The following is a 21,244-nucleotide window of genomic DNA, read 5'->3' on the forward strand; positions in this document are numbered from 1 at the left end:
AAAGACTGGATAGACGCTTTGCGTTTTATCCAGTCTTTTTTTGTGTATTGATGTTAAAATCCTGACCCTTTCTGTCACAAGGCATCTACGGTCGGGCCTATCCCTTTCATGTGATCAGTTCTTTATTTTGCAAAGGTTGTACTTGACCAGGTTAACGACTCAGCGCCATCTTCTTTAAGCAATTTTAAACTCTGCAACAATTTCACTCAGTTCCTCTGCCATGTGAGAGAGGGCAGCTGAGCTGGCTGCTACTTCTTCCATTGAAGCGCTTTGTTCTTCTGATGCTGCAGCGATCGACTGTGATTCGGCGGAAGAATGTTCGATCATTTCGGTTGTTTTGGCAGTTGTCTCAACCATCAAAGCGGTGCGCTGATCAAGCTCTGTCACAGAATTCAGTACGTTTCTTGCTGCTTCTGAAATCACCGCAGATGCGCTTTCAATCTCATTAAAGCTTTCACCTGTTAAATACATGGCTTCCATTCCTGCTGAAACAGAAGATTCGCCTTCGCTCATATACTTAACAGATTCCTGAATGCCGGTCTGGATTTCAAAAATCAGTTCCTGTATCTGAGAAGTGGATCGACTGGATTGCTCGGCAAGCTTTCTGATTTCGTCTGCGACTACTGCGAAGCCTTTCCCATGTTCTCCGGCACGTGCTGCTTCAATGGCTGCATTCAGCGCAAGAAGGTTCGTCTGCTCAGCAACTGCTGTAATGAGTGAAACAATATTTCCGATTTGCTCAGACTTCCCACCGAGCTGCTGAATCGCACCTGATGCTCTCTTTGAGGTTTCCTGAATATCGTTCATTTTTACTTCTGTATTTAAAACCCGCTCTTTACCTTCAGCAACTTTTAATGCCGTTGTTTCGGTCGATTCCCCTGCTGAAACAAGGTGGTTTTTAATCGTACTGATTCCTTCTGAAATGCCATATACCGTTTCCTGAGAGGATGCAGCCTGTTCTGTTTGTGTTTCGGCGTTTTCGGAAATCAGCTGAATTGATCCAGCGATCTGTTCAGTTGCCCGGTTTGTTTCCTCGGCACTTGCTGATAATTCTTCAGATGAAGCAGCCAGTGTATGTGAAACCTGCTGAATCCGCTGGATCATTGCGTTCAGGTTATCTTTCATTTTAACAAGACTTGCACCAAGTTCTCCGATTTCATCCTTGCGGTTAAATGCTGCAAAGGATCCGGTCAGATCATTTTCACTTAAACGGTTCAGTTGATTTTTAACAGCAACAATCGGTTTAGAAAGATGATTAGATAACAAGATAATTAACACTGCACCAATGATCAGTGATGCCCCAATGGTCCAGCCGATCATCCACAGGATGCTGTTGGATTCTGCGTTGAAATCCTCCATATAAGATCCTGCAGTAACAACCCAACCCCAGTTCGGATCAAGTTCGTTATACATGATTTTTTCTCCGATACGGTCTGAATCTGGGAATGCCCATGAATAAGTAACAAAGCCGCCACCGTTTTGAGCTGTTTCAATTTGCTCTTGAACGAAGTAGCTGCCATCAACATCCTGAACATCTAATACGTTTTCACCTTCAAGAGATGGATGGGCAATCTCATTTCCCTGTTCATCGAGAACGACAAAATATCCGTTTTCACCAAGGTCAACCGGGTTCATATTTGGTCTAGTTCCGTCTGCCTGTATTTCTCCAAGTAAATATGTTTTGACCTGTTCCTGAGCTTCTTCAAGCGTAATTTCTCCTGCATCAACCTGCTGCTGATAGCCGTCAATCATTTGAATCGCCATCGTTACAGCATTTTTAATCATCGTCTGTCCTGAAGCATCCAGACTGTTTTTGGCTGATAAATAGCTGATGGAACCGATCACGAGTCCCGGAATCACCAACAGAATAAATGAAATACTTAATAACTTACCCCTGACACTCCGCATACGAAAACGCTCCTTTTATATAATCTAAATCTAATATCGGATTTTAATGAGACTTTTTAACTACTAAATTGTAAAATTATTTAGTTCTTCTAAGAAATTATTTTTTGGATAGAAAGGTTTTTTGATTACAGAGAAAGAAGAATAAAAGCACAGGAGGCGAGCTCATGAATATTTTAACGAAGCATTTATCAAAGGATCAGAAAATCGCGATAAACTTATACATACAGCGTGACGCAAGACATGTGGAGCGTGCGTTTCATCAGTTCAGACAGGGGGAAGGATCACACGAAGCCGTTATTCATGAACTTGAGTCCTATCAGAATGAAGATGGAGGGTTTGGCCATGCGCTTGAAGCGGACAGCCGTCTGATTGACTCGACTGTTCTGGATACAACGGTCGCGCTGCAGTATTTAATGCAGTTGCCGATTGAAGCCGATCACCCTATGGTTGTAAAAGCCTTGCATTATTTAATTGTTCAATATGACCGGGACAGAAAGCTGTTTCCGATTGTCCCGGCAACAGTGAATCATGTTCCAAGGGCACCATGGTGGAATGTCAATGAGGAGACAGGTGAGACAGGATTTGAGCGGATTCCGGGTAATCCGGGAGCTGAAATTCTGGGCTATCTGCATCGTTGCAGAAGTCACATATCAGATGTCATCACAGCAGATCTTGAAGAAGCCATGACTGTGCGCCTTCACGCAATTGACAAGTGGGACATGCATGAAATCCAGTGTTATTACCGTCTGGCGGAGCTTACACACAAGGTGGAGCTGCGGGATCAGATTATACAAAAAATAGCGGCTCAGGCTCATACAGCTTTTACAAAAACGTCTGAAGAGTGGCAGGGATACGGGCTTCAGCCTTTAAAAATCGTTCAGAGAACGCAGTCACCTCTATATTCCGTCATGGAAGATCTCGTGGAGGAAAATGCCCGCTGGTATGCAGGTCAGCTGACAAAAGAGGGTTACTGGAATCCATCCTGGGAATGGGGGCAGTACCCGGTTGAGTGGGAACAGGCAAAGAGGGACTGGAGGAGCTATCTGACGGTGAATGCGTGTCACCCACCACATTATTTGTTAGGAGAATAATATGACACATTTACTCAGTATCAGACTTAAAGAACATAATCAACATGAATTTCCGTTTTCGCTTCCCGTTATCAGGCATTTTAATGAATTGACCTTTTCAAAACCTGTAACGATTCTCGTGGGTGAGAATGGGACAGGAAAGTCAACACTGCTTGAAGGGATTGCCGCTAACATTGGAAGCCGTCTCCTTGGAGAGCTGTCAATTGATGATGACCCATCTCTCGCTGATGCCAGAAGACTCGGCGAACAGCTGAAGCTGATCTGGAAAGTCAGAACACGGGAAGGTTTTTTCCTCAGAGCGGATGACTTCATCAATTTCACGAAAAAGCAGGCACAAATCAGGGATGAATACACTGCATCATTAAAAGAAATTAAGCAGCGGAATCCAAACAGCCTGGAGGCTTTACCTTATGCGAGAACGCTTTATGAGTTAAAGCAGTTGTACGGGGATGGTCTTGATGTAAGATCACACGGAGAGGGATTTCTGGATCTGTTCCAGTCAAGACTCCGTCCCGGAGGACTTTATCTGATGGATGAGCCTGAAGCACCGCTGTCTCCACTTAAACAGCTGACACTCATTTCAATGATTAAAGAGATGGTTAAAAAGGATGCGCAGTTTATCATTGCCACCCATTCCCCGATCCTGATGGCCTGTCCGGAAGCAGAGCTGCTAGAAATCCAGAATGGAAAGCTGGTCAGTATGGATTATAATGATTTGGAACATGTGAATCTGACCAGATCATTTCTTCAAAATCCTGAGCAGTACTTGAGGCATTTATAAAACAATATAAAAACAGGACACCCGAGCCCGAGTGTCCTGTTTTGGTTATTGATGATTTTTCAGAATGTCAATCACTTTTTCAGGTGCAGTTCGTTTTGTATAGTCTGAATCAACGTCCGCGAAAATGATTTCGCCTGATTGAGCAACTATAAATGTTGCGGGCTTAGGCAATTCCCAATCTTCATTTCCGTTATGTCCAGGTACATCAAGCCCGGAATCCTTATAAACGTCAATCAGATAATCAGGCATTTTGAACACAAGATCAAATTGCTCTGCAACACGGTTTTTCTCATCGCTTAATACTTTGTATTGCAGGTTGTTTTTCTCCTTGGTTGATAGAGAAGAGTCCGGCGTTTCAGGGCTGATGGCAATCAGCTGTGCCCCTGCCTCCTGAATGTCCGGCAGCTTTGCCTGATAAGCTTTTAACTCAAGATTACAGTATGGGCACCATCCGCCACGGTAAAAGGTAATAATGACAGGACCTTTAGACAGTTCTTCATTTAAAGATACGGACTGACCAGTTGCATCAGGCAGAGTGAAGTCAGGTGCGTGATCTCCCGTTTTCAACCCTTTAGCGATCCCTGATTCCTCAAGCTCTTTTGTGGCCTGTGCCATGATTCTCTGCTTTTCTTCAGGTGCTTTTTGTTTAAACGTTTCTTTATACGATTTAATTTCCTCGAATAAAGTTGCCATATTGAAGCCCTCCCTGTAAAAAAATCTGAACAATTTAAACCTTATCAGCCTTATCGGAATAAATCATGGATTTTGCTCATGCAAAGATTTTCAACTACGTGACATTCAGATGATTTTTTGGTAAGATAATCACCGACCTGTTTAATTCCGAGTATATTGATATGAATAATAATATTTGAATGGAGCGTGCTGAAATGGGACGTGAATTTGTTGAAATTTTTGATGAGTGGGTCGAGACTTATGATGATTCGGTTAGCGGTAAAGATGAGGAGTATCAGGCTGTCTTTGCCGGCTACGATGCAATATTAGATGAGGTGGCCTCTCTTGCAAAAGGCCGGACGATTGAATTTGGAACGGGTACCGGAAATCTGACGGAGAAGCTGTTAATCAAAGGACTTGATGTGCTGGGGATTGAGCCGAATGGTGCGATGCGTGCAAGAACCCAGGAACGCTTTCCGAAGCTTGATCTGGCAGACGGAGACTTTATGGAATTTCCGCTGGACGGTAAACCGGTTGATACCTTTGTAAGCACCTATGCTTTTCATCATTTAACAGATGACGAAAAAGCGAAAGCGGCTGCACTTTACGGCTCTCTTTTACAGCAGGGCGGGCAGGTTGTGTTTGCAGACACAATTTTTAAAAACGAAGAAGCAAAGCTTGCCCGGTGGAAAAAGGTTGAAGAGCAGGGCTATCATAATCTGCTAGAAGATTTAAAGCGGGAGTATTATACAACCGTCCCTGTGATGGAAAAGCTCTTCATAGATGCAGGGTTTACCGTTACATTCAAACAGCTGAATGAATACGCATGGCTGATCCACGCGATTAAAGCGTGAGCCGGTATTCCTGTACAGGACCGGTTGAAACCATGTAAGATAGAGGAAATAACGCATCCAAAGGAGAGATTCTAAATGTCTAAGAAAATGAACGTAGAAAGCTTTAATCTGGACCATACAAAGGTAAAGGCTCCTTATGTGAGACTTGTCGGTGTGACAACTGGACACAATGGCGATGAAATCCATAAGTATGATGTCCGTTTTAAGCAGCCGAATAAAGAGCATATGGTGATGGACGGCCTGCATTCTCTTGAGCACCTGATGGCTGAAAATATCCGAAATCATATGTCAAACGTGATCGATATCGGGCCGATGGGCTGCCAGACAGGATTCTATCTGTCTGTCATTAACCATGATAACTACGATGAGATTTTAACGGTGCTTGAAGCAACACTGAACGATGTGCTGAAAGCAGAAGAAGTACCAGCCTGCAATGAAGTTCAGTGTGGATGGGCGGCAAACCACAGCCTTGAAGGAGCAAAGGAAATCGCAACTGACATGCTGGCAAAACGCGATGAGTGGAAAGATGTATTTGGCGAGGATCAGTAAATGAAGGTTGCGAAAAATGTTCAGGAACTGATTGGCAATACGCCAATCGTTGAAATCTCCGGCATACCGATTCCAAACCAATGCCGGATCTTTGCCAAGCTGGAATATTTTAATCCGGGCGGCAGTGTGAAAGACCGACTCGGCATGGAACTGCTCGCCGACGCCATTGCGCGCGGCGAGCTCAAGCCGGGCGGAACGATTATTGAGCCGACAGCCGGCAACACAGGGATCGGTCTTGCACTTGCTGCAGTTGGCCGGGGGTATCGGGTGATGTTTGTTGTGCCTGAAAAGTTCAGTGTGGAAAAGCAGACGCTGATGCGCGCACTTGGTGCAGAAGTCGTCAATACCCCTACAGCGGAAGGCATGAAAGGTGCCATTGCCAAAGCGGAGGAGCTCGTTCGTGAAATCGATGGTGCATTTTCACCCGCACAATTTGGCAACCCTGCAAACCCTGACACGTATTACAAAACGATGGGACCTGAAATCTGGCGCGATCTGGATGGTCAGGTTGATATTTTTGTCGCCGGAGCAGGCACAGGCGGAACGTTCATGGGGAACGCCCGTTATTTAAAAGATCAAAACCCTGATATTAAAACGGTGATTGTTGAACCGGAGGGCTCTACGATCAATGGTGGAGAAGCCGGACCTCACCGGACTGAAGGAATTGGAATGGAATTTTTGCCGGATTATATGGACCGTGCCTATTTTGATGCGGTACATACGGTTTACGATACAGATGCATTTTACTGGGTGAAGGAGCTTGCTGCCAAAGAAGGTCTTTTAGTCGGAAGCTCAGCAGGCGCCGCGTTTTATGCTGCCCTGAAAGAAGCTGAAACCGCTAAAGAGGGAAGTCATATCGTCACGATTTTTGCAGACAGCAGTGAGCGCTATCTCAGCCAGAATATTTATAAGGGTGATTAAAACATGAAACCAAAAACGAAATTAATTCACGGCGGAATCGTCGGAGACCAGGCAACTGGCGCAGTATCAACACCGATTTATCAAGTAAGTACGTATAAGCAGGACGGGATTGGCGGACTTCGTCAGGGATATGAGTATTCCCGTACAGGTAACCCGACGCGTCACGCACTTGAGGAACTGATCAAGGATCTTGAAAACGGCTATGCAGGATTTGCTTTCGGATCAGGAATGGCTGCGATCAGCTCTGTCATGATGCTGTTTAATTCAGGTTCGCACGTTGTGTTAACAGACGACGTTTACGGCGGAACATACCGCGTTATGACCAAAGTGCTGAACCGAATGGGTATCGACTCTACATTTGTTGATACGAGCAACCCTGAAAACGTGAAAAATGCAATTCAGGAAAACACAAAAGCAGTCTTTATCGAAACACCTACAAACCCGCTGTTAAAGGTAACGGATATCGCAGCTGTTTCAGCAGTGGCAAAGGAGCACGGTCTGCTGACGATTGTCGATAACACATTTACAACTCCATACTGGCAGACACCGCTTGACCACGGCGCGGATATCGTGCTTCACAGTGCAACGAAATATCTTGGCGGACACAGTGATGTGGTAGCAGGATTGGTTGTAGTGAATTCTCTTGAGCTTGCTGAGCGTGTGCACTTTGTACAAAACTCAGTTGGTGCAATTCTTGGACCACAGGATTCATGGCTGCTGATCCGCGGCATCAAAACACTTGGTCTGCGCATGGAAGAGCATGAAGTTAATGCGAAAGAGATTGTGGCATTCCTTGAGCGTCATGAGGGCGTGTCAACGATCCATTATCCTGGGATCAAATCACATCCGGGTCATGAGACAGCAGCAAAACAGTCACGCGGCTTCGGCGGGATGATCTCATTTGACGTAGGCAGCGGTGAAAAAGCAGCGCGTGTGCTGGAGAAAGTAAAATACTTTACACTTGCTGAAAGTCTTGGTGCAGTAGAGAGTCTAATCTCTGTCCCTGCACGTATGACTCATGCGTCCATTCCGGCAGAACGTCGCGCAGAGCTTGGTATCACAGACGGCCTCGTGCGAATTTCAGTAGGAATTGAAGATATCGAAGACCTTCTGGCTGACCTGGAGCAGGCGCTGGAGGATTAATTAAACGAGTCGGGGCCTGGTGCCCCGGCTTTTTTGTGTTTGAGGAGGACGGTGCGCGTGTGCAGGTAAAGCTGGGGAGAACGGGAGGGGGAAGGTGGTGGTGGAATTAATTCCTTCATTCCCGACAATCATTCATTCGTTTGAGAAATTAATTCAATGGTTTCAGATCAGAATCCCTTCTTTTGGGAAATTAATTCCCTCATTTAGCTATCAATCCTTTATAATTCCTTCTTTAGAACCCATTGATTCCATCACTTCCCGATTTTATTCCATCGCTCCAGCATCGCATTCCATCATTTCCCGTATCCATCACTAAAACGATTGTTTGCCGCGAATCCAGTCCTGTCTCAATGAAGTCGTCTGGGTCCGCGTCATCCCGATTCAGCATTGAAAACCATCACAGAACCTTATCATATCAACGTTTACAGAAAAATATCTCGAATTCGAGATATTTTTATTGCTAATCTGAACCAGATGATTTACAATAAAAACAAGAAATATCTCAGTTTCGAGATAAAAGGAGTGAACGACATGAATGTAACAGGAATTCATCACGTTTCAGCGATCACAGGATCCGCTGAAAAAAACCATCATTTTTTTACAAAGGTTTTAGGTATGAGACTTGTCAAGCGTACCGTTAACCAGGACGATACATCTTCTTATCACTTATTTTATGCAGACGCAGTAGGAAGTCCGGGAACGGATATGACGTATTTTGATATCCCGATGGCGGGTCGCACGTATCCTGGTGTATCAAGCATTTCAAATACAGCCTTCCGGGTACCGACAACGGATTCTCTTCACTACTGGAAAAATCGTTTTGAAGAGCTAGGTGTTAAACACGATGAGATTGAAAAGCGTGCAGACCGCGATACGCTTTATTTTGAGGATGAAGAGGGCTCCCGTCTGATGCTGGTGGCGGATAATGGAGAAGAAGGGGTGGCGCCAGGTGTACCGTGGACAGGTGCAGGTATCCCTGAGGAACATGCAATTGTTGGGCTGGGGCCGGTTACATTGACCGTTCGGAGAGCTCAGAAAACGATTGATGTGTTAGAAAAAATACTCGGCTTTAAAAAGATTGGAGAATATCCAAATCGCGCAGGTGCAGAGTTTCCAGCGATCCAGGTGATGTCTGTCGCTGAAGGCGGTACAGGTGCAGAGGTTCATATAGAAGAACGCCCTGACCTTCCACCGGAGCGCCCGGGTCGAGGCAGTGTCCACCATGTGGCTTTCCGCATTCCAACTTACGAAGAATACGAAAAGTGGGATGAGCGCATCCGCAGCTTCGGCTTCATCACATCCGGCGAAGTGGACCGCTTCTACTTCCGCAGCATTTACTTCCGTGAATCAAACGGCATTTTGTTTGAACTCGCAACCGATGCACCGGGCTTTGCAACGGACGAGGATATGGAGCATCTTGGTGAAGGACTTGCACTGCCGCCATTCCTGGAGCCACGTCGCGAACAAATCGAAGCACGTCTTCGCCCGCTTGAAATTAAACAATAGTTTAAAACGCTAAATGGAGGATGCCTCCGTTTAGCGTTTTTTCTTTCCGCAAAAGTGACAGCCTTTTAGAGAGAGTGGTTAAATAAGTGAAGAAAGTGGTTGAATCATTGAAAAGAGTGGTTAAATCACCCAAAAGAGTGGTCAAATAAACTTCAAAAGTAGTCAAATCACCCAAAAAAGTGGTCAAATCCCAAGACACGACTCAGCCACCACAAAAAAAGCTCTCCCATTTAAGGAAGAGCTCTCAATTCATTCATCCTTTATCAATAATTTCAACCGGGCCGTGATCATCACAATGACCATCATGTACATGGTGCAGACGTCCATTTACAAGATAATCGAAATGGTCTCCGTGCGGAACAAGCTCGTGTCCGCAGTCCTCAGTGTGGTTACATCCGCAGTCAGTCGGCTGGCAATCTGCCGGGTTTGTCTCTGAAACCTCGATTTTACAATCATCCCAGTGTCCTTCATGCTCATGATGCAAATGCCCATCATGTACATAATCAACATGATCACCGTGCTGAATCTTCGTATGACCGCATGCCATGCTGTGCTCGTGCGGATGTGGACCTTCATGTTTTGTGTGCATGTTTTCAAACACCTCCAAGGAATTATAACTACTTTTTTCCCGAATATTCAGATTATATTCAGTCTCATCCTGATTTTTTTATAAAAATGAGATCCCAAAAACTTCTTGCAATCTCTCAATCCTTAAATGCTATAATAGACCTTGGAAAAACATTTCGATATGGACGGATAAAGGTGCTGATCATCAATGATCAGTTAAAAGGGAAGCTGGTGCAATTCCAGCGCGGTCCCGCCACTGTAAATGACTGCGATTTGCCAATACCACTGTAGCTCACGTGCTATGGGAAGGGGTAAAACGCGATAGTCATGAGCCAGGAGACCTGCCTTGATTCCATCACACCATGTATACCTACGAGGATAGGTTGGTGTTGCGGCTCCCGTTTGTCTCCTTGCAGCAAACGGCATTTCCTGCAACCCTGCATCTCCTGGTGAGATGTTTTTTTATTTTCTTTGAAATCCGCTCCCGTTTGATTTGCGCTTAGGCTAGAATCAGCTTCTGCGGTCAACAAAGAAATAAAGCTGGACAATATGGTAGAAGCTCATATAATTAGTGCCGGAAATCTGCGAGACTCCTGCGGGAGTGGGCAGGCTGGTGAGACTCTGAAAAGCCGTAGGCTTGAAGAGGCTCACCGCCTCCCCCGCGGAAAGCGAGTGGATTTCCGGCACGGTTCATTGATAAGCTGCTGTGTTATCCATACATAAAAAGATTCGGGGGAAAAAGCAATGAAGAAATGGTTCAGTATTTTACTCGCAGCAGGACTTTTAGCGGCCTGCTCAGAGGACATCCAAAATGAAGCGCAGCCTGAGACAAATGAAGAACCTCAGGAAGAAACGGCAGGCGAAGAATCAGCCTTCCCTGTAACCGTTACGGACGCGACAGGTGAAGACATCACGATTGAAGAACAGCCGGAGGCGATCGTATCCATGATTCCAAGTAACACAGAAATCGCCTATGCACTTGGGCTTGATGAAGAAATTGTCGGTGTCTCCGATTTTGATAATTATCCGGAAGCAGCACTTGAAGTAGAAAAAATCGGCGGCCTTGAATTTAATGTGGAGAAGATTATTTCGCTTCAGCCGGACGTTGTGTTAGCGCATGATTCAAATGCAGGAGCAGCGGAGGGACTTCAGCAGATTAAGGATGCGGGAATTCCGGTTGTGGTCATTGAAAATGCAACAGATTTTGAGCAGGTATACGACACGATTGAAATGATCGGTCAGGTGACGGGAACGACAGGTGAAGCAGAGCAGATCGTTGCTGATATGCAGGCTGGTTTTGATGAAATCGCAGAAAAGGCTTCAGCCATTTCTGAAGAGGACCGTAAGCAGGTTCTTGTTGATGTATCAGGCCTGCCGGAGGTTTATGTAGCAGGTAACAACACGTTCATGCAGGAAATGCTGGATCTGATAAATGCGGATAATGTAGCAGCTGACCAGGAAGGATTCGTGATGCTTTCTGAAGAGGAGATTGTCAGCAGAAATCCGGAAACAGTGGTTCTGACATACGGAGAATTTGTAGAAGATCCTGTAGGTCAGTGGATGAGTCACGGCGGATTCAGCGAAGTGGCAGCGGTCCAGAATGAGGACCTTCATGTAGTACCATCTGATCCGGTCAACCGTTCAGGCCCTAGATTAGTTGAAGGAACACAGGCGCTTGCAGAAGCGATCTACCCTGATGTTTTCGCAGAGTAAGGTAGCGCTCGGCTACATCCTGTCGGTCATTTTCCTGCTGGTTGCTTTTACACTTGCGATAACAGTCGGATCCGTTCAGGTTCCATTTGGTGAAATGCTCAGGATTTTTGCAGGCGCAGGCAATCGGGACAGTCTGGATCCGATGTTCAGCTCGATTGTGCTGGATATCCGTTTTCCACGCGTTGTGCTGGCTGGACTCGTTGGAGCATCACTCGCCATTGCGGGAGCATCCTTTCAGGGGCTGTTGAAAAATCCGCTCGCTGATCCGTATACGCTTGGTGTTTCATCCGGCGCATCTGTTGGCGCAGTAGCGGTCATTTTTCTCGGGATCACGATTCCGGGTCTTGGCGGCTTTACCCTGCCGGTCGTCAGTGTGGTTGCGGCGCTTTTAACGCTTATTGTTGTGCTTGGATTTGCGCGGTTTGTGGAGAAGTCGATGAAAATGGAGACGATTATTCTGACCGGCATTATTTTTAGTTCGTTTCTCGGCTCGATTTTATCACTGATGATCGCGCTGACGGGAGATGAACTACGGCAGATCATTACATGGTTGCTTGGCAGCGTATCGATGAGAGGATGGGATTATATCCGTTTGATCGCGCCATTTTTCGTCACCGGCTCTCTTTTACTTATATGGAATGCCCGTGAGTTGAATGCAATGGCGTTTGGCGAGGACCGTGCCCATCATTTAGGCGTCAATGTTCAGGTGAGAAAATATGTCGTGCTGGCATCCGGCTCAATTCTGACAGGTGCAGCCGTTGCGGTTTCCGGTACTATCGGTTTTGTCGGACTCGTGGTGCCGCATATGGTCCGGATGGCAACGGGTTCTGATCACCGCCATGTACTGCCGTTATCGATTTTAAATGGGGCAAGCCTTTTGATCGTGTGTGATCTGATTGCAAGGACGGTTGTAGCGCCAACTGAGCTGCCGATTGGCGTGATTACAGCGCTTCTAGGAGCTCCGGTATTTGGGCTGATTTTAATACAAAAACGTAAGGAAAGAAGAGGATAGCCATGCTGAAGGCAACAGGAGTAAGCGGAGGATACGGAGAGCAGGACGTGGTAAAAAACGTCTCCTTTGAGCTGCAAAAACAGGAGATTCTCGGCATTCTCGGTCCAAATGGAAGCGGGAAAACGACCCTGATGAAAATGATCAGCGGTCTTCTCCCTTGCAGAGAAGGGGCCGTCCACTATAAGGAAAAACCGCTGAGCGCTTATTCTGCCAAGCAGCTTGCCAGGGAAGTGGCGGTTCTTCCGCAGCTGCATCAGCATGCCTTTGATTACACCGTAAGAGAAACGGTCGCAATGGGACGCTATCCGCATCAAAAAGGGATGTTTGCTCCCTGGACCGAGCATGATGAAAAAGCAGTCATGGATGCGATGAAGCAGACCGGGGTAGAACGTTTCGAGCATCAGTCTATTCAGGACCTCTCAGGCGGTGAACGTCAGCGCGTTTTTTTGGCGCAGGCACTCGCTCAGGAGCCGAAGCTGCTATTGCTTGATGAACCGACGAATCATCTTGATCTGTCGTATCAGAAGCAGCTGCTTGATCTTTTAAAGGAATGGACGGAAACACACGAATTAACGGTCATTTCTATTTTTCATGACCTGAATATTGCCTCCCTTTACTGCGACCGACTGCTGCTGTTGCACCACGGTGAGACGGTTCAGTTAGCAGAACCGGGAAATGTGATGAACAAGGAAACGGTGGAGCGTGTGTACAATGCGCGTGTTCATACGCAGTCTCACCCTGAGCTCCCGAAGCCTCAGGTGACGCTGCTGCCGAATCATGGCTTTGAAAAGACAGGGCTGATAACAAAGGACTTATTTGAAATCACCGGAGATCACGTCTATGTAAAGACGCCACAATCCTTAAAAACGCTGTCTTCAGCTGTGATTGGAGCAGGGCTTGGCTGGTATCACCATTTTGTGAACCGGCATGTACCGATGGATTATGAATGTGATGACAGCTATGAGGATATGGTTCGTTATGCAGCACACAACGGCTGGAATCCGGCTGATACAGTAGGCATGATGACGGCGGTCAAGGTGGAGGATGTCATCATTCGTGAATATGAAGACAACGGGTTGTCTGTGGTGATTGCTGTCACGGCTGGAGTCGGCAATGCGGTCGATGTGTCACTGTCGTATGAGCGGGAGCGTCAGGCAACGATCGGAACGATTAACAGCTGGATTTTCATTAATGGCAAGCTCTCAGATGAAGCGTTTATCCAGGCGATGATGACGGCAACGGAAGCCAAGGTCAAAGCGCTGCAAAATGCCGATGTGAAGGATCCACTGACCGGCACGCTTGCTACCGGCACCTCAACAGACAGTGCGCTTGTAGCTGCGACGCAGACCGGACCCTTTGTTCAGTATGCAGGTTCGATTACACCGCTTGGAAAAATGATCGGTAAAGGCATTGTGGAATGTACGTCAGAAGCGATCCGCATTTACCGGGAACGAAAGAGTCGATAACATGATCATACATGCAGCAGCCTTAACCGTTGCGCTGCTTCTCGATCGTCTTGTGGGAGATCCGCCCGCCTGGCCGCATCCGGTCAGGTGGATCGGATCTTTCGTTATATGGCTGGAGAAACGGCTGAATAAACATAAAAAATCAGATGGAATTCTTGCGCTTTTGATTGTCCTTGCAGTCACTTTGCTCATCACGATCAGTCTCGTATTGATTGCCTGGGAGATTCACTGGAGTATAGGGTTTCTCGTCGAAGTCATTCTAATGACCTCGGCGCTTGCATCTAAAAGCTTAGGTGACGCTGCAAAAGAGGTGGAACGGCCTCTTTTAAATGGTGATCTGACTAAAGCCCGAACAAAGCTTTCCTGGATTGTCGGGCGCGACACTGCACATCTAGATGAAGGTGGAATCGCCAGAGGCACGATCGAAACGGTGGCTGAAAATACAAGTGATGGTGTAACGGCGCCGATGTTTTGGGGTCTATTGTTCGGCGCACCCGGGATCTGGATGTATAAAGCGATTAATACAGGTGATTCAATCGTGGGGTACAAAAACGAGCGCTACCGGGAATACGGCTGGGCGAGTGCGCGGCTGGATGATCTGGCGAACTGGATTCCGGCGAGGGTCACAGGAGTAATGATGCTGTTAGTGAAAAGACCTGTAGCGGGAACAACCATTGATTTATTGAAGCAGCTGCCTGTAGAAGCGAAAAAGCACCCGAGTCCTAACAGCGGCTGGGGGGAAGCAGCTACGGCATTGCTATTACATATTAAGCTTGGCGGAACAAATACGTATCAGGGAGTCGTGTCAAACAGACCGGTCATTGGTCAGGGTTCAACTCCGCTTGGCGTCACACATATTGGACCATCCATCACAATCATGAAGCGGACGGCCTGGCTGTTTTTAGCAGTCTGCTGGATAGGAGGCGTTCTTTTTGATGTTACCTTCACATGGCGCTAATCCACAGATTTTATATGAGCAGCTCGGGATCAGCATGCCGGAACAGGTGATTGATTTTAGTGAAAACAGCTATGCAGGAGGACCACCGGATCGTGTTAAAGAAAACTGGCTGTCGTGGCTGCAAGCTGCTTCTCATTATCCGGATCCAAATGGATCCCGACTTAAGAAGCTGATTGCTGAAAAGCATCACGTCCGGGAAAAGCAGGTTCTGCTCGGAAATGGTGCGGCAGAGCTGATGATGACAGTGCTTCGTCTGTTTAGGGACCGGGAAGTTGGTGTGATTCATCCTGCTTTCAGTGAATATGAACGGGTGATTCAGGCGAATGGGGCAGAAGCTATCCCTATCTACACGAATCATGTAAATGGCTGGCTTCCAGATTCGGCTGCCATCCATACGTTTTTATCAAAGCCGGACCGCGCGCTGTTTATTTGTAATCCGAATAATCCGACCGGGGTCAGAATACCAAAACACCAGCTGCTGGATTGGCTTGGAACGGCTGAAAAGTATAAGAATACGATCTTATTAGATGAGGCGTTTATTGATATGGCCGGCGATGAATATTCGCTAGATGATCAGACAGGAAGTCCTGCGCTGATCATCTTTCGCTCTATGACGAAAATGTACAGTTTGGCAGGGCTCAGACTTGGTTATCTTTTAGCGGATGAATCTATTATTCGGAGGGTCAAAGACTGGTTGCCTCACTGGAATGTGAATGCGATCGCGCTTTTAGCAGGGGAAGAAGTGCTGAAGGACGAAGAGTATACAAGGATGGTAAGAAAAGAGACAAGTGCTGAGCGCACAAGGATACAGCAGGCATTGATTGGCATGGGTTTTCGGATCACGCAATCTGAAGCCAATTATGTGCTGTTTCAGCCGCCGGACCCGGTTCAGACCGAAGAGCTGTGGAGATCACTGCTTGAAAAGGGGCTCGTCCTCAGACATACCTGGAATTATCAGCAGCTTGAAGGCCGGTGGCTGAGATCAGGGATCAAAGCAGCTGAACAAAATACTAAGCTTCTGGAGGCGTTGGCAACATGGGTTCAGTAACCATCATCATCGGTGGAGTGAGAAGCGGTAAAACGGCATGGGCAGAGCGCGAGGCAATCCGGCGGTCTGAATCTGCTGGACGGACACCCGTTTACCTCGCTTCAGGTGTTGCTTTTGACAATGAAATGAAAGAAAGAATCAACCGGCATCAGCTGGATCGCCGGCAACAGGATTGGCTGACGATTGAGCAGCCTGTCCGCATTCATGAATCACTCAAGAAGCTGCCTTCAGAGAGCATCGTGGTCTGGGACTGCGTGACGACCTGGCTGACCAATGAGTTGATAGCAGGAACAGAAGAGCATCAGATTCTTGAATACTGTTGTTCATTTATCGATGGTGCTGCCCTTTCTCATGATCTGCTGATCGTTTCAAATGAAGTGCTGGCTGAGGCTTGCGGGCCAGATCAAATGACGGCTGATTTCAGAAAAATCATCGGTGAGCTTCATCAGATGATGGTGAAGCTGAGTCATACAGCGATTGAAATGGAATCCGGGCTTGCGCTGGTCAGAAAGGGGGCGGTCTCATGAAAGGAATCATGCTTCAGGGGACGTCATCTGACGTTGGGAAAAGCCTGATCGCCACACTGTTTTGCCGCATTCTCTCAGATGAAGGCATCAGGGTAGCTCCATTTAAATCACAGAATATGTCTAACAATTCCTATGTCACAAAAGACGGACTTGAAATCGGACGCGCGCAGGGCATTCAGGCGGAAGCGGCCCGGATTGAACCTGACGTCAGAATGAATCCAATTCTCTTAAAGCCCCAGAATGAACGTGCTGCAGAGGTTGTGCTGCTTGGAAAACGGCACGCTTCCTTTAACGGTATGGACTATCGTGATCAATTTTATGAAACGGGTAAAAGAGCGATTCAGGATGCGCTGGAGTCACTGGATCGTGAGTTTGAAATGGTTGTCATTGAAGGAGCAGGCAGTCCTGTAGAAATGAATCTGCAGTCGCGGGAGCTTGTGAATATGTCTGTTGCAGACATGGCAGATGTACCGGTTTTAATGATTGCCGATATTGACCGCGGTGGTGTGTTTGCGAGCATTGCCGGTACGCTTGCGCTTCTCCCGGAAAAGCACCGCAAACGGGTAAAAGGGATTCTGATTAATAAATTCAGAGGGGATCGAACGCTTTTTGATGACGGAGTGAAATGGATTGAGGACTATACAGGACTTCCGGTTGTCGGAGTGCTGCCCTATGTTTATCATCATGGCATTGAGCAGGAGGATTCGTTAGGCATCCGTGCCGTTCAATCGTCCGGTAAAGGAACGCTGTCTGCAGCCATTATTGACTTACCGTTTATCTCGAATTTCACTGACATCGAAAAGCTCGCCGCTGATCCGGAAGTAACGATTGAATGGGTGAAGCGGCCTGAGGATTTGAAGCATACGCCGGACCTGATCTTGATTCCGGGAACGAAAAGTACGATTCAGGCGCTTCGTACATTAAAAGAGCTTGGCTGGCAGGAAGCGCTGATGAGGTTTCATCAAAAGGGCGTCTGGCTGATGGGCATTTGCGGCGGCTTTCAGATGATGGGGGAGATGCTGCATGATCCTGAAGGGACAGATTCAGGTGAGGCAGCGGCTGAAAAGGGCTTTGGCTTGTTTGATATCGAGACCGTATTCGGACAGGAAAAGCGGGTGCTGCAGCGGCATGGAACGTTTATCGCTGGTGGTGACAAGGTAGCAGGGTATGAAATTCATCTAGGACAGACGCTGCCAGAGGAAAAGAGCCGATTCCAACCGCTCATTGAATTTGATACAGGGGAGATTGACGGCCTCTGGTCAGAGGAAGATCGATTGATTGGCACGTATCTGCATGATATTTTTAGAGAAACAACAGCGCGCACCTATTTGCTCGATCTCATCAGAGGGGAAGCATCTGATAAGGCGCTGACAGAAGAAGTGGATCCGTATGATGAGCTTGCCGCAAAGCTGAAGCCACATCTTGACTGGCCGCTGATCCGAAAGCTGATGGAGGCATCCGATGGGTAGAGGGCTGCTGCTGATGGTTCAGTTTTTCACCGTTATCCCTTTGCGGCAGGAAATCAGAATGGATCATAAAAGTGTACCGTGGATGATTAGTTTCCTGCCGGTTGCTGGTTTGCTGATCAGTTCGGTCCTGTATAGTGTCGTGTGGCTTGCAGAGGGACTATTTTCAGCAAGTCCGCTGATGATCGCGTTTCTGGTCTGGATCAGTCTGATTATGCTGACTGGCGGCCTTCATTTAGACGGATGGACGGATATGAGTGATGCGTATTTTTCATACCGAAGCCTTGAGAAACGGCATGAGATTTTAAAGGATCCGAGAGTTGGCGCTTTTGGTGTCTTGTCACTTATTGTGCTTTTAACGGCTAAACTTATTTTGCTGATTGACCTGGCAAACCGTGACCTTATTGATGCTGTCTGGCTGTTCTGGATGCTGGTGCTGTCAAGAACAGTGGCTGGACTGCTGTTAATCAACTCGCCACTTGCGAGAACAGAAGGTCTGGCGTTTTTCTTCAGAGGATTTCTTGATCAAAAAGACAGCTGGAAGGTTGGGGCAGTTTGTATCATGTTGGTATTAACCGGATTGCTCGTATCAGTTGGGCTTTGGCCGTTATTGCTATTACTTTCAGCGGGTGCGCTGCTATTCAGCTTATGTAGCCTTCACTTTTTTAAAAAAGAGTTTGGCGGATTCACCGGTGATTCGCTTGGTGCGTGTATAGAAGGAGGAGAATTATGGAGTCTGATACTCGTGTGGTGTTATCTCTCTATCGTCATGGGGTGACGAAGGAGAATCAGGATAAAATTTATATTGGCTGGACGGATGTGTCAGTGGCGGAAGCCGGAATTGAGCGGCTGCGTGAAACAAAGGAACATCGCCCTGAGGCGGAGCGTGTCATCATCAGTGATTTAAAACGCTGTGTGGAATCGGCGGAGATCCTGTTTCCGGATCAGCCTAAAATTCACAACCGTGGTCTGTGTGAGATCAACTTTGGTGAATGGGAAGGGCGCAAAGCTGATGAGCTTCAAAAGCGGGATGATTTTGCCCAGTGGCTCAGCAATCCTGCCGTTATGCAGCCGGAAAATGGAGAATCATTTGAGGATTTCTCAAGAAGAGTGCTCGATGCCTGGAATATGATCCGTGAATGGTGCTGGCAGGATGAAGTCCGCGATATCGCGATCGTCTCACACGGTGGACCAATAAGAAGGCTGCTGGTCGAACTGGCACCGGAGAAGAAGGATTTCTGGGACTGGAAGCCGCTTCACGGACAGGGCGTTACGCTCGTCTGGAAAGATGCCGAAGCCTTCAGGAGGGGTGAACGATGCACTTTATTATCGGAGGTGCCCACAACGGCAAACGGAAATGGGTGAGTGAACAGCTGTTAAAAGGGGAGTCTTTTACGGACATTCACAGGCCCGGTGAGAAATGGACCGGAGATTCGATTGTGTTTACCCATTTAGAGAATTGGGTGTCTGATCAATTTGGTCAGAGAGACAGCGATCAGGTTGTGGCTGACTGGAAGCTGGAGATTGAGCGTTTACTGGAATGGGAGAACGGGAAGCCTGAGAGACGGGTGATCGTCATAGGCGAGGATCAGTCAAAGGGAATTGTGCCCATCGATGAATCACAGCGGTTCACACGGGACGTACTCGGCTGGTGTCATCAGTTCACCGCATTAAAAGCGGAGCGCGTCACGCGCATCTGGTATGGTATCTCAGAGGACCTGAAAACAAGGGAGGATATAGAAACATGAAAATCTACACGAAAACTGGAGATAAAGGCCAAACGAGCTTAATAGGCGGCCGTGTGTATAAAGATGATGTGCGCGTTGAAGCGTACGGAACGATTGATGAGGCGAACAGTTTTGTCGGAAAAGCCGTAACGGAGCTGGATGCCGGGAAATTCGCTGATATCCTTGAGGATCTCGAAGCCATTCAGCACGAATTGTTTGATGCTGGCGGCGACCTTGCGAACGTGTCAAATCGCCGTGAGTGGAAGCTTGACCCAAAAGCAGTGGAGCAGCTTGAAAAACGGATCGATGAATTAATGGAGGAAGCACCGGATCTTGAGCGCTTTATTTTACCCGGCGGATCACCGGCAGCAGCCACGCTTCATATTGCCAGAACCGTGACGCGTCGCGCTGAGCGCCAAACCGTATCTTTAGCGAAATTGGATGCAGACCTTCCGGGCACACCACAGCAATACTTAAACCGTTTATCAGATTATCTGTTTGCCTGCGCACGTGTCGTGAACTTTCGATTAGGCATTTCAGATGTAGAGTATATCCGCAGTGCCAAAGTGTTTCGTACCGGTAAAAAGTCAAAGGATGAATAGGTCGTCATTTGGCCGGAATGCACTTGAATGGCGAGCCGGCGCCCTGACGCTGGTGATGACCACCGATAACAGCGGAGGAATTGGGGAAAAGCCTGCTGATGAGGTGCAGGTACCTTACGATGTCGTTTCCTATTATGCCTTCCGCTGTGCGGTGCTTGATGGCTTGTCAGCAGGAGCGGTTCCGAAGTCTGTTGTGCTTCATAACTTTTGCGGTGATGAGGTATGGGAAAAGCTTGAAGGCGGTGTGAGATGCGGGCTTTCAGAGCTTGGATTTTCGGACGACGTAACCTTGAGTGGAAGCTCTGAAACGAATATGACGCTGCTGCAGTCAGCGGTTGCTGTAACGTTGCTTGGTGAGCGGCGGCGTGCGTTTCAGTTTGAAGAAGGGCTCGAATGGTCTCTGGTCGGGAAGCCGCTTGTTGGACATGAGGTAGTGGAGCTTGCTGATCAGGTTGCGGGTTTAGCTGAGGTGGTCAGACTGTTTGAGGATCCGGCTGTGCGTGTGCTGTGGCCGGTTGGATCAGGTGGCGTGGCGGCTGAGTGGAAGAGGATGTGTGAGCAGGCAGGTGTTTCGGTTAAAATGCCTGATTTTGGAGTTGATGTTTGTAAATCAGGTGGGCCGGCGACTTGTTTGATGGTGGGGATGAGGAGAGAGTAGGAGTGCAGGGTGCTTTTGGCAGAGCGGGGGTGTTGCGGGGAGATGGCTTGTTTGAGTAAGTTTTGACGGAGCAGG

Annotated in this window: 22 protein-coding genes and 1 riboswitch; of the genes, 19 read left to right on the plus strand and 3 right to left on the minus strand. The window is 47.5% G+C overall.

The features are described 5' to 3' along the window. Positions 1-174: 174 nt before the first annotated feature. Positions 175-1,908, minus strand: coding sequence for a methyl-accepting chemotaxis protein (locus E2491_RS15235; RefSeq protein WP_134376487.1), 1,734 nt, complete (start codon positions 1,906-1,908; stop codon positions 175-177). 164 nt (positions 1,909-2,072) lie between these two features. Between E2491_RS15235 and E2491_RS15240 the strand changes: the two genes are divergently transcribed. Both E2491_RS15240 and E2491_RS15245 read left to right on the plus strand, forming a co-directional pair. Further along, positions 2,073-2,999, plus strand: a complete 927-nt coding sequence (locus E2491_RS15240) for a hypothetical protein (RefSeq protein WP_134376488.1) — start codon at positions 2,073-2,075, stop codon at positions 2,997-2,999. Between the two features lies 1 nt (position 3,000). After that, positions 3,001-3,780, plus strand: a complete 780-nt coding sequence (locus E2491_RS15245; protein ID WP_134376489.1) for an AAA family ATPase — start codon at positions 3,001-3,003, stop codon at positions 3,778-3,780. Positions 3,781-3,825: 45 nt separating this feature from the next. Here E2491_RS15245 and E2491_RS15250 read toward each other — a convergent pair whose 3' ends face one another. After that, entirely contained in the window at positions 3,826-4,473 is a 648-nt protein-coding gene (locus E2491_RS15250) for a peroxiredoxin-like family protein (protein WP_134376490.1), read from the minus strand. 194 nt (positions 4,474-4,667) lie between these two features. On the opposite strand from E2491_RS15250, the gene E2491_RS15255 reads away from it, so the two are divergent. The 5 genes from E2491_RS15255 (at position 4,668) to E2491_RS15275 (ending at position 9,425) form a co-directional block, all read left to right on the plus strand. Next, positions 4,668-5,306 (plus strand): class I SAM-dependent methyltransferase, encoded by a 639-nt coding sequence (locus E2491_RS15255; protein WP_134376491.1) that lies wholly within the window; start codon positions 4,668-4,670, stop codon positions 5,304-5,306. 75 nt (positions 5,307-5,381) lie between these two features. Further along, the gene (locus E2491_RS15260; protein WP_134376492.1) at positions 5,382-5,855 is read left to right on the plus strand and encodes an S-ribosylhomocysteine lyase; all 474 of its coding nucleotides are present in this window, start codon (positions 5,382-5,384) and stop codon (positions 5,853-5,855) included. Continuing rightward, positions 5,856-6,776: a PLP-dependent cysteine synthase family protein gene (locus E2491_RS15265; protein ID WP_134376493.1), complete on the plus strand. Its 921-nt coding sequence runs from the start codon at positions 5,856-5,858 to the stop codon at positions 6,774-6,776. 3 nt (positions 6,777-6,779) lie between these two features. After that, the gene (locus E2491_RS15270; protein WP_134376494.1) at positions 6,780-7,919 is read left to right on the plus strand and encodes a bifunctional cystathionine gamma-lyase/homocysteine desulfhydrase; all 1,140 of its coding nucleotides are present in this window, start codon (positions 6,780-6,782) and stop codon (positions 7,917-7,919) included. 531 nt (positions 7,920-8,450) lie between these two features. Further along, positions 8,451-9,425, plus strand: coding sequence for a ring-cleaving dioxygenase (locus E2491_RS15275; RefSeq protein WP_134376495.1), 975 nt, complete (start codon positions 8,451-8,453; stop codon positions 9,423-9,425). Positions 9,426-9,678: 253 nt separating this feature from the next. On the opposite strand, the gene E2491_RS15280 is transcribed toward E2491_RS15275, so the two are convergent. Then, entirely contained in the window at positions 9,679-10,014 is a 336-nt protein-coding gene (locus E2491_RS15280) for a hypothetical protein (RefSeq protein ID WP_134376496.1), read from the minus strand. 154 nt (positions 10,015-10,168) lie between these two features. Beyond that, positions 10,169-10,355, plus strand: a riboswitch (cobalamin riboswitch). 381 nt (positions 10,356-10,736) lie between these two features. Here E2491_RS15280 and E2491_RS15285 point away from each other — a divergent pair. From E2491_RS15285 to E2491_RS15340, 12 genes are read left to right on the plus strand one after another with little or no spacing between them, the layout of a single operon-like run. Then, positions 10,737-11,705 carry an ABC transporter substrate-binding protein gene (locus E2491_RS15285; RefSeq protein ID WP_134376497.1) on the plus strand — a complete coding sequence of 323 codons (969 nt, stop codon included), beginning with the start codon at positions 10,737-10,739 and terminating at the stop codon, positions 11,703-11,705. Beyond that, a complete protein-coding gene (locus tag E2491_RS15290; RefSeq protein ID WP_371414491.1) occupies positions 11,668-12,717 on the plus strand; it encodes a FecCD family ABC transporter permease in 1,050 nt (349 codons plus the stop codon). Before E2491_RS15285 ends, E2491_RS15290 begins: the two co-directional genes overlap by 38 nt. 2 nt (positions 12,718-12,719) lie before the next feature. After that, complete coding sequence (locus tag E2491_RS15295) at positions 12,720-14,183, plus strand: adenosylcobinamide amidohydrolase (protein WP_134376498.1); 1,464 nt, start codon at positions 12,720-12,722, stop codon at positions 14,181-14,183. Between the two features lies 1 nt (position 14,184). Next, positions 14,185-15,141, plus strand: coding sequence for an adenosylcobinamide-phosphate synthase CbiB (gene cbiB / locus E2491_RS15300; protein ID WP_134376499.1), 957 nt, complete (start codon positions 14,185-14,187; stop codon positions 15,139-15,141). Continuing rightward, a complete protein-coding gene (gene cobD / locus E2491_RS15305; RefSeq protein ID WP_244093978.1) occupies positions 15,119-16,189 on the plus strand; it encodes a threonine-phosphate decarboxylase CobD in 1,071 nt (356 codons plus the stop codon). Before cbiB ends, cobD begins: the two co-directional genes overlap by 23 nt. After that, positions 16,177-16,716: a bifunctional adenosylcobinamide kinase/adenosylcobinamide-phosphate guanylyltransferase gene (locus E2491_RS15310; RefSeq protein WP_134376501.1), complete on the plus strand. Its 540-nt coding sequence runs from the start codon at positions 16,177-16,179 to the stop codon at positions 16,714-16,716. Before cobD ends, E2491_RS15310 begins: the two co-directional genes overlap by 13 nt. Beyond that, positions 16,713-18,185 carry a cobyric acid synthase gene (locus E2491_RS15315; RefSeq protein WP_134376502.1) on the plus strand — a complete coding sequence of 491 codons (1,473 nt, stop codon included), beginning with the start codon at positions 16,713-16,715 and terminating at the stop codon, positions 18,183-18,185. Before E2491_RS15310 ends, E2491_RS15315 begins: the two co-directional genes overlap by 4 nt. Beyond that, complete coding sequence (cobS, locus tag E2491_RS15320; protein WP_134376503.1) at positions 18,178-18,960, plus strand: adenosylcobinamide-GDP ribazoletransferase; 783 nt, start codon at positions 18,178-18,180, stop codon at positions 18,958-18,960. The genes E2491_RS15315 and cobS overlap by 8 nt, the downstream gene beginning before the upstream one ends. After that, on the plus strand, positions 18,912-19,547 hold the full coding sequence (locus tag E2491_RS15325) for a histidine phosphatase family protein (RefSeq protein ID WP_134376504.1): 636 nt from the start codon (positions 18,912-18,914) through the stop codon (positions 19,545-19,547). The genes cobS and E2491_RS15325 overlap by 49 nt, the downstream gene beginning before the upstream one ends. Beyond that, positions 19,499-19,930 (plus strand): bifunctional adenosylcobinamide kinase/adenosylcobinamide-phosphate guanylyltransferase, encoded by a 432-nt coding sequence (locus E2491_RS15330; protein WP_134376505.1) that lies wholly within the window; start codon positions 19,499-19,501, stop codon positions 19,928-19,930. Before E2491_RS15325 ends, E2491_RS15330 begins: the two co-directional genes overlap by 49 nt. After that, on the plus strand, positions 19,927-20,511 hold the full coding sequence (locus E2491_RS15335) for a cob(I)yrinic acid a,c-diamide adenosyltransferase (protein ID WP_134376506.1): 585 nt from the start codon (positions 19,927-19,929) through the stop codon (positions 20,509-20,511). The genes E2491_RS15330 and E2491_RS15335 overlap by 4 nt, the downstream gene beginning before the upstream one ends. Next, complete coding sequence (locus tag E2491_RS15340; RefSeq protein ID WP_134376507.1) at positions 20,504-21,169, plus strand: ATP-binding protein; 666 nt, start codon at positions 20,504-20,506, stop codon at positions 21,167-21,169. The genes E2491_RS15335 and E2491_RS15340 overlap by 8 nt, the downstream gene beginning before the upstream one ends. The last annotated feature ends 75 nt before the right edge of the window (positions 21,170-21,244 follow it).

The organism is Jeotgalibacillus sp. R-1-5s-1, assembly GCF_004405105.1.
GTDB lineage: Bacteria > Bacillota > Bacilli > Bacillales > Jeotgalibacillaceae > Jeotgalibacillus.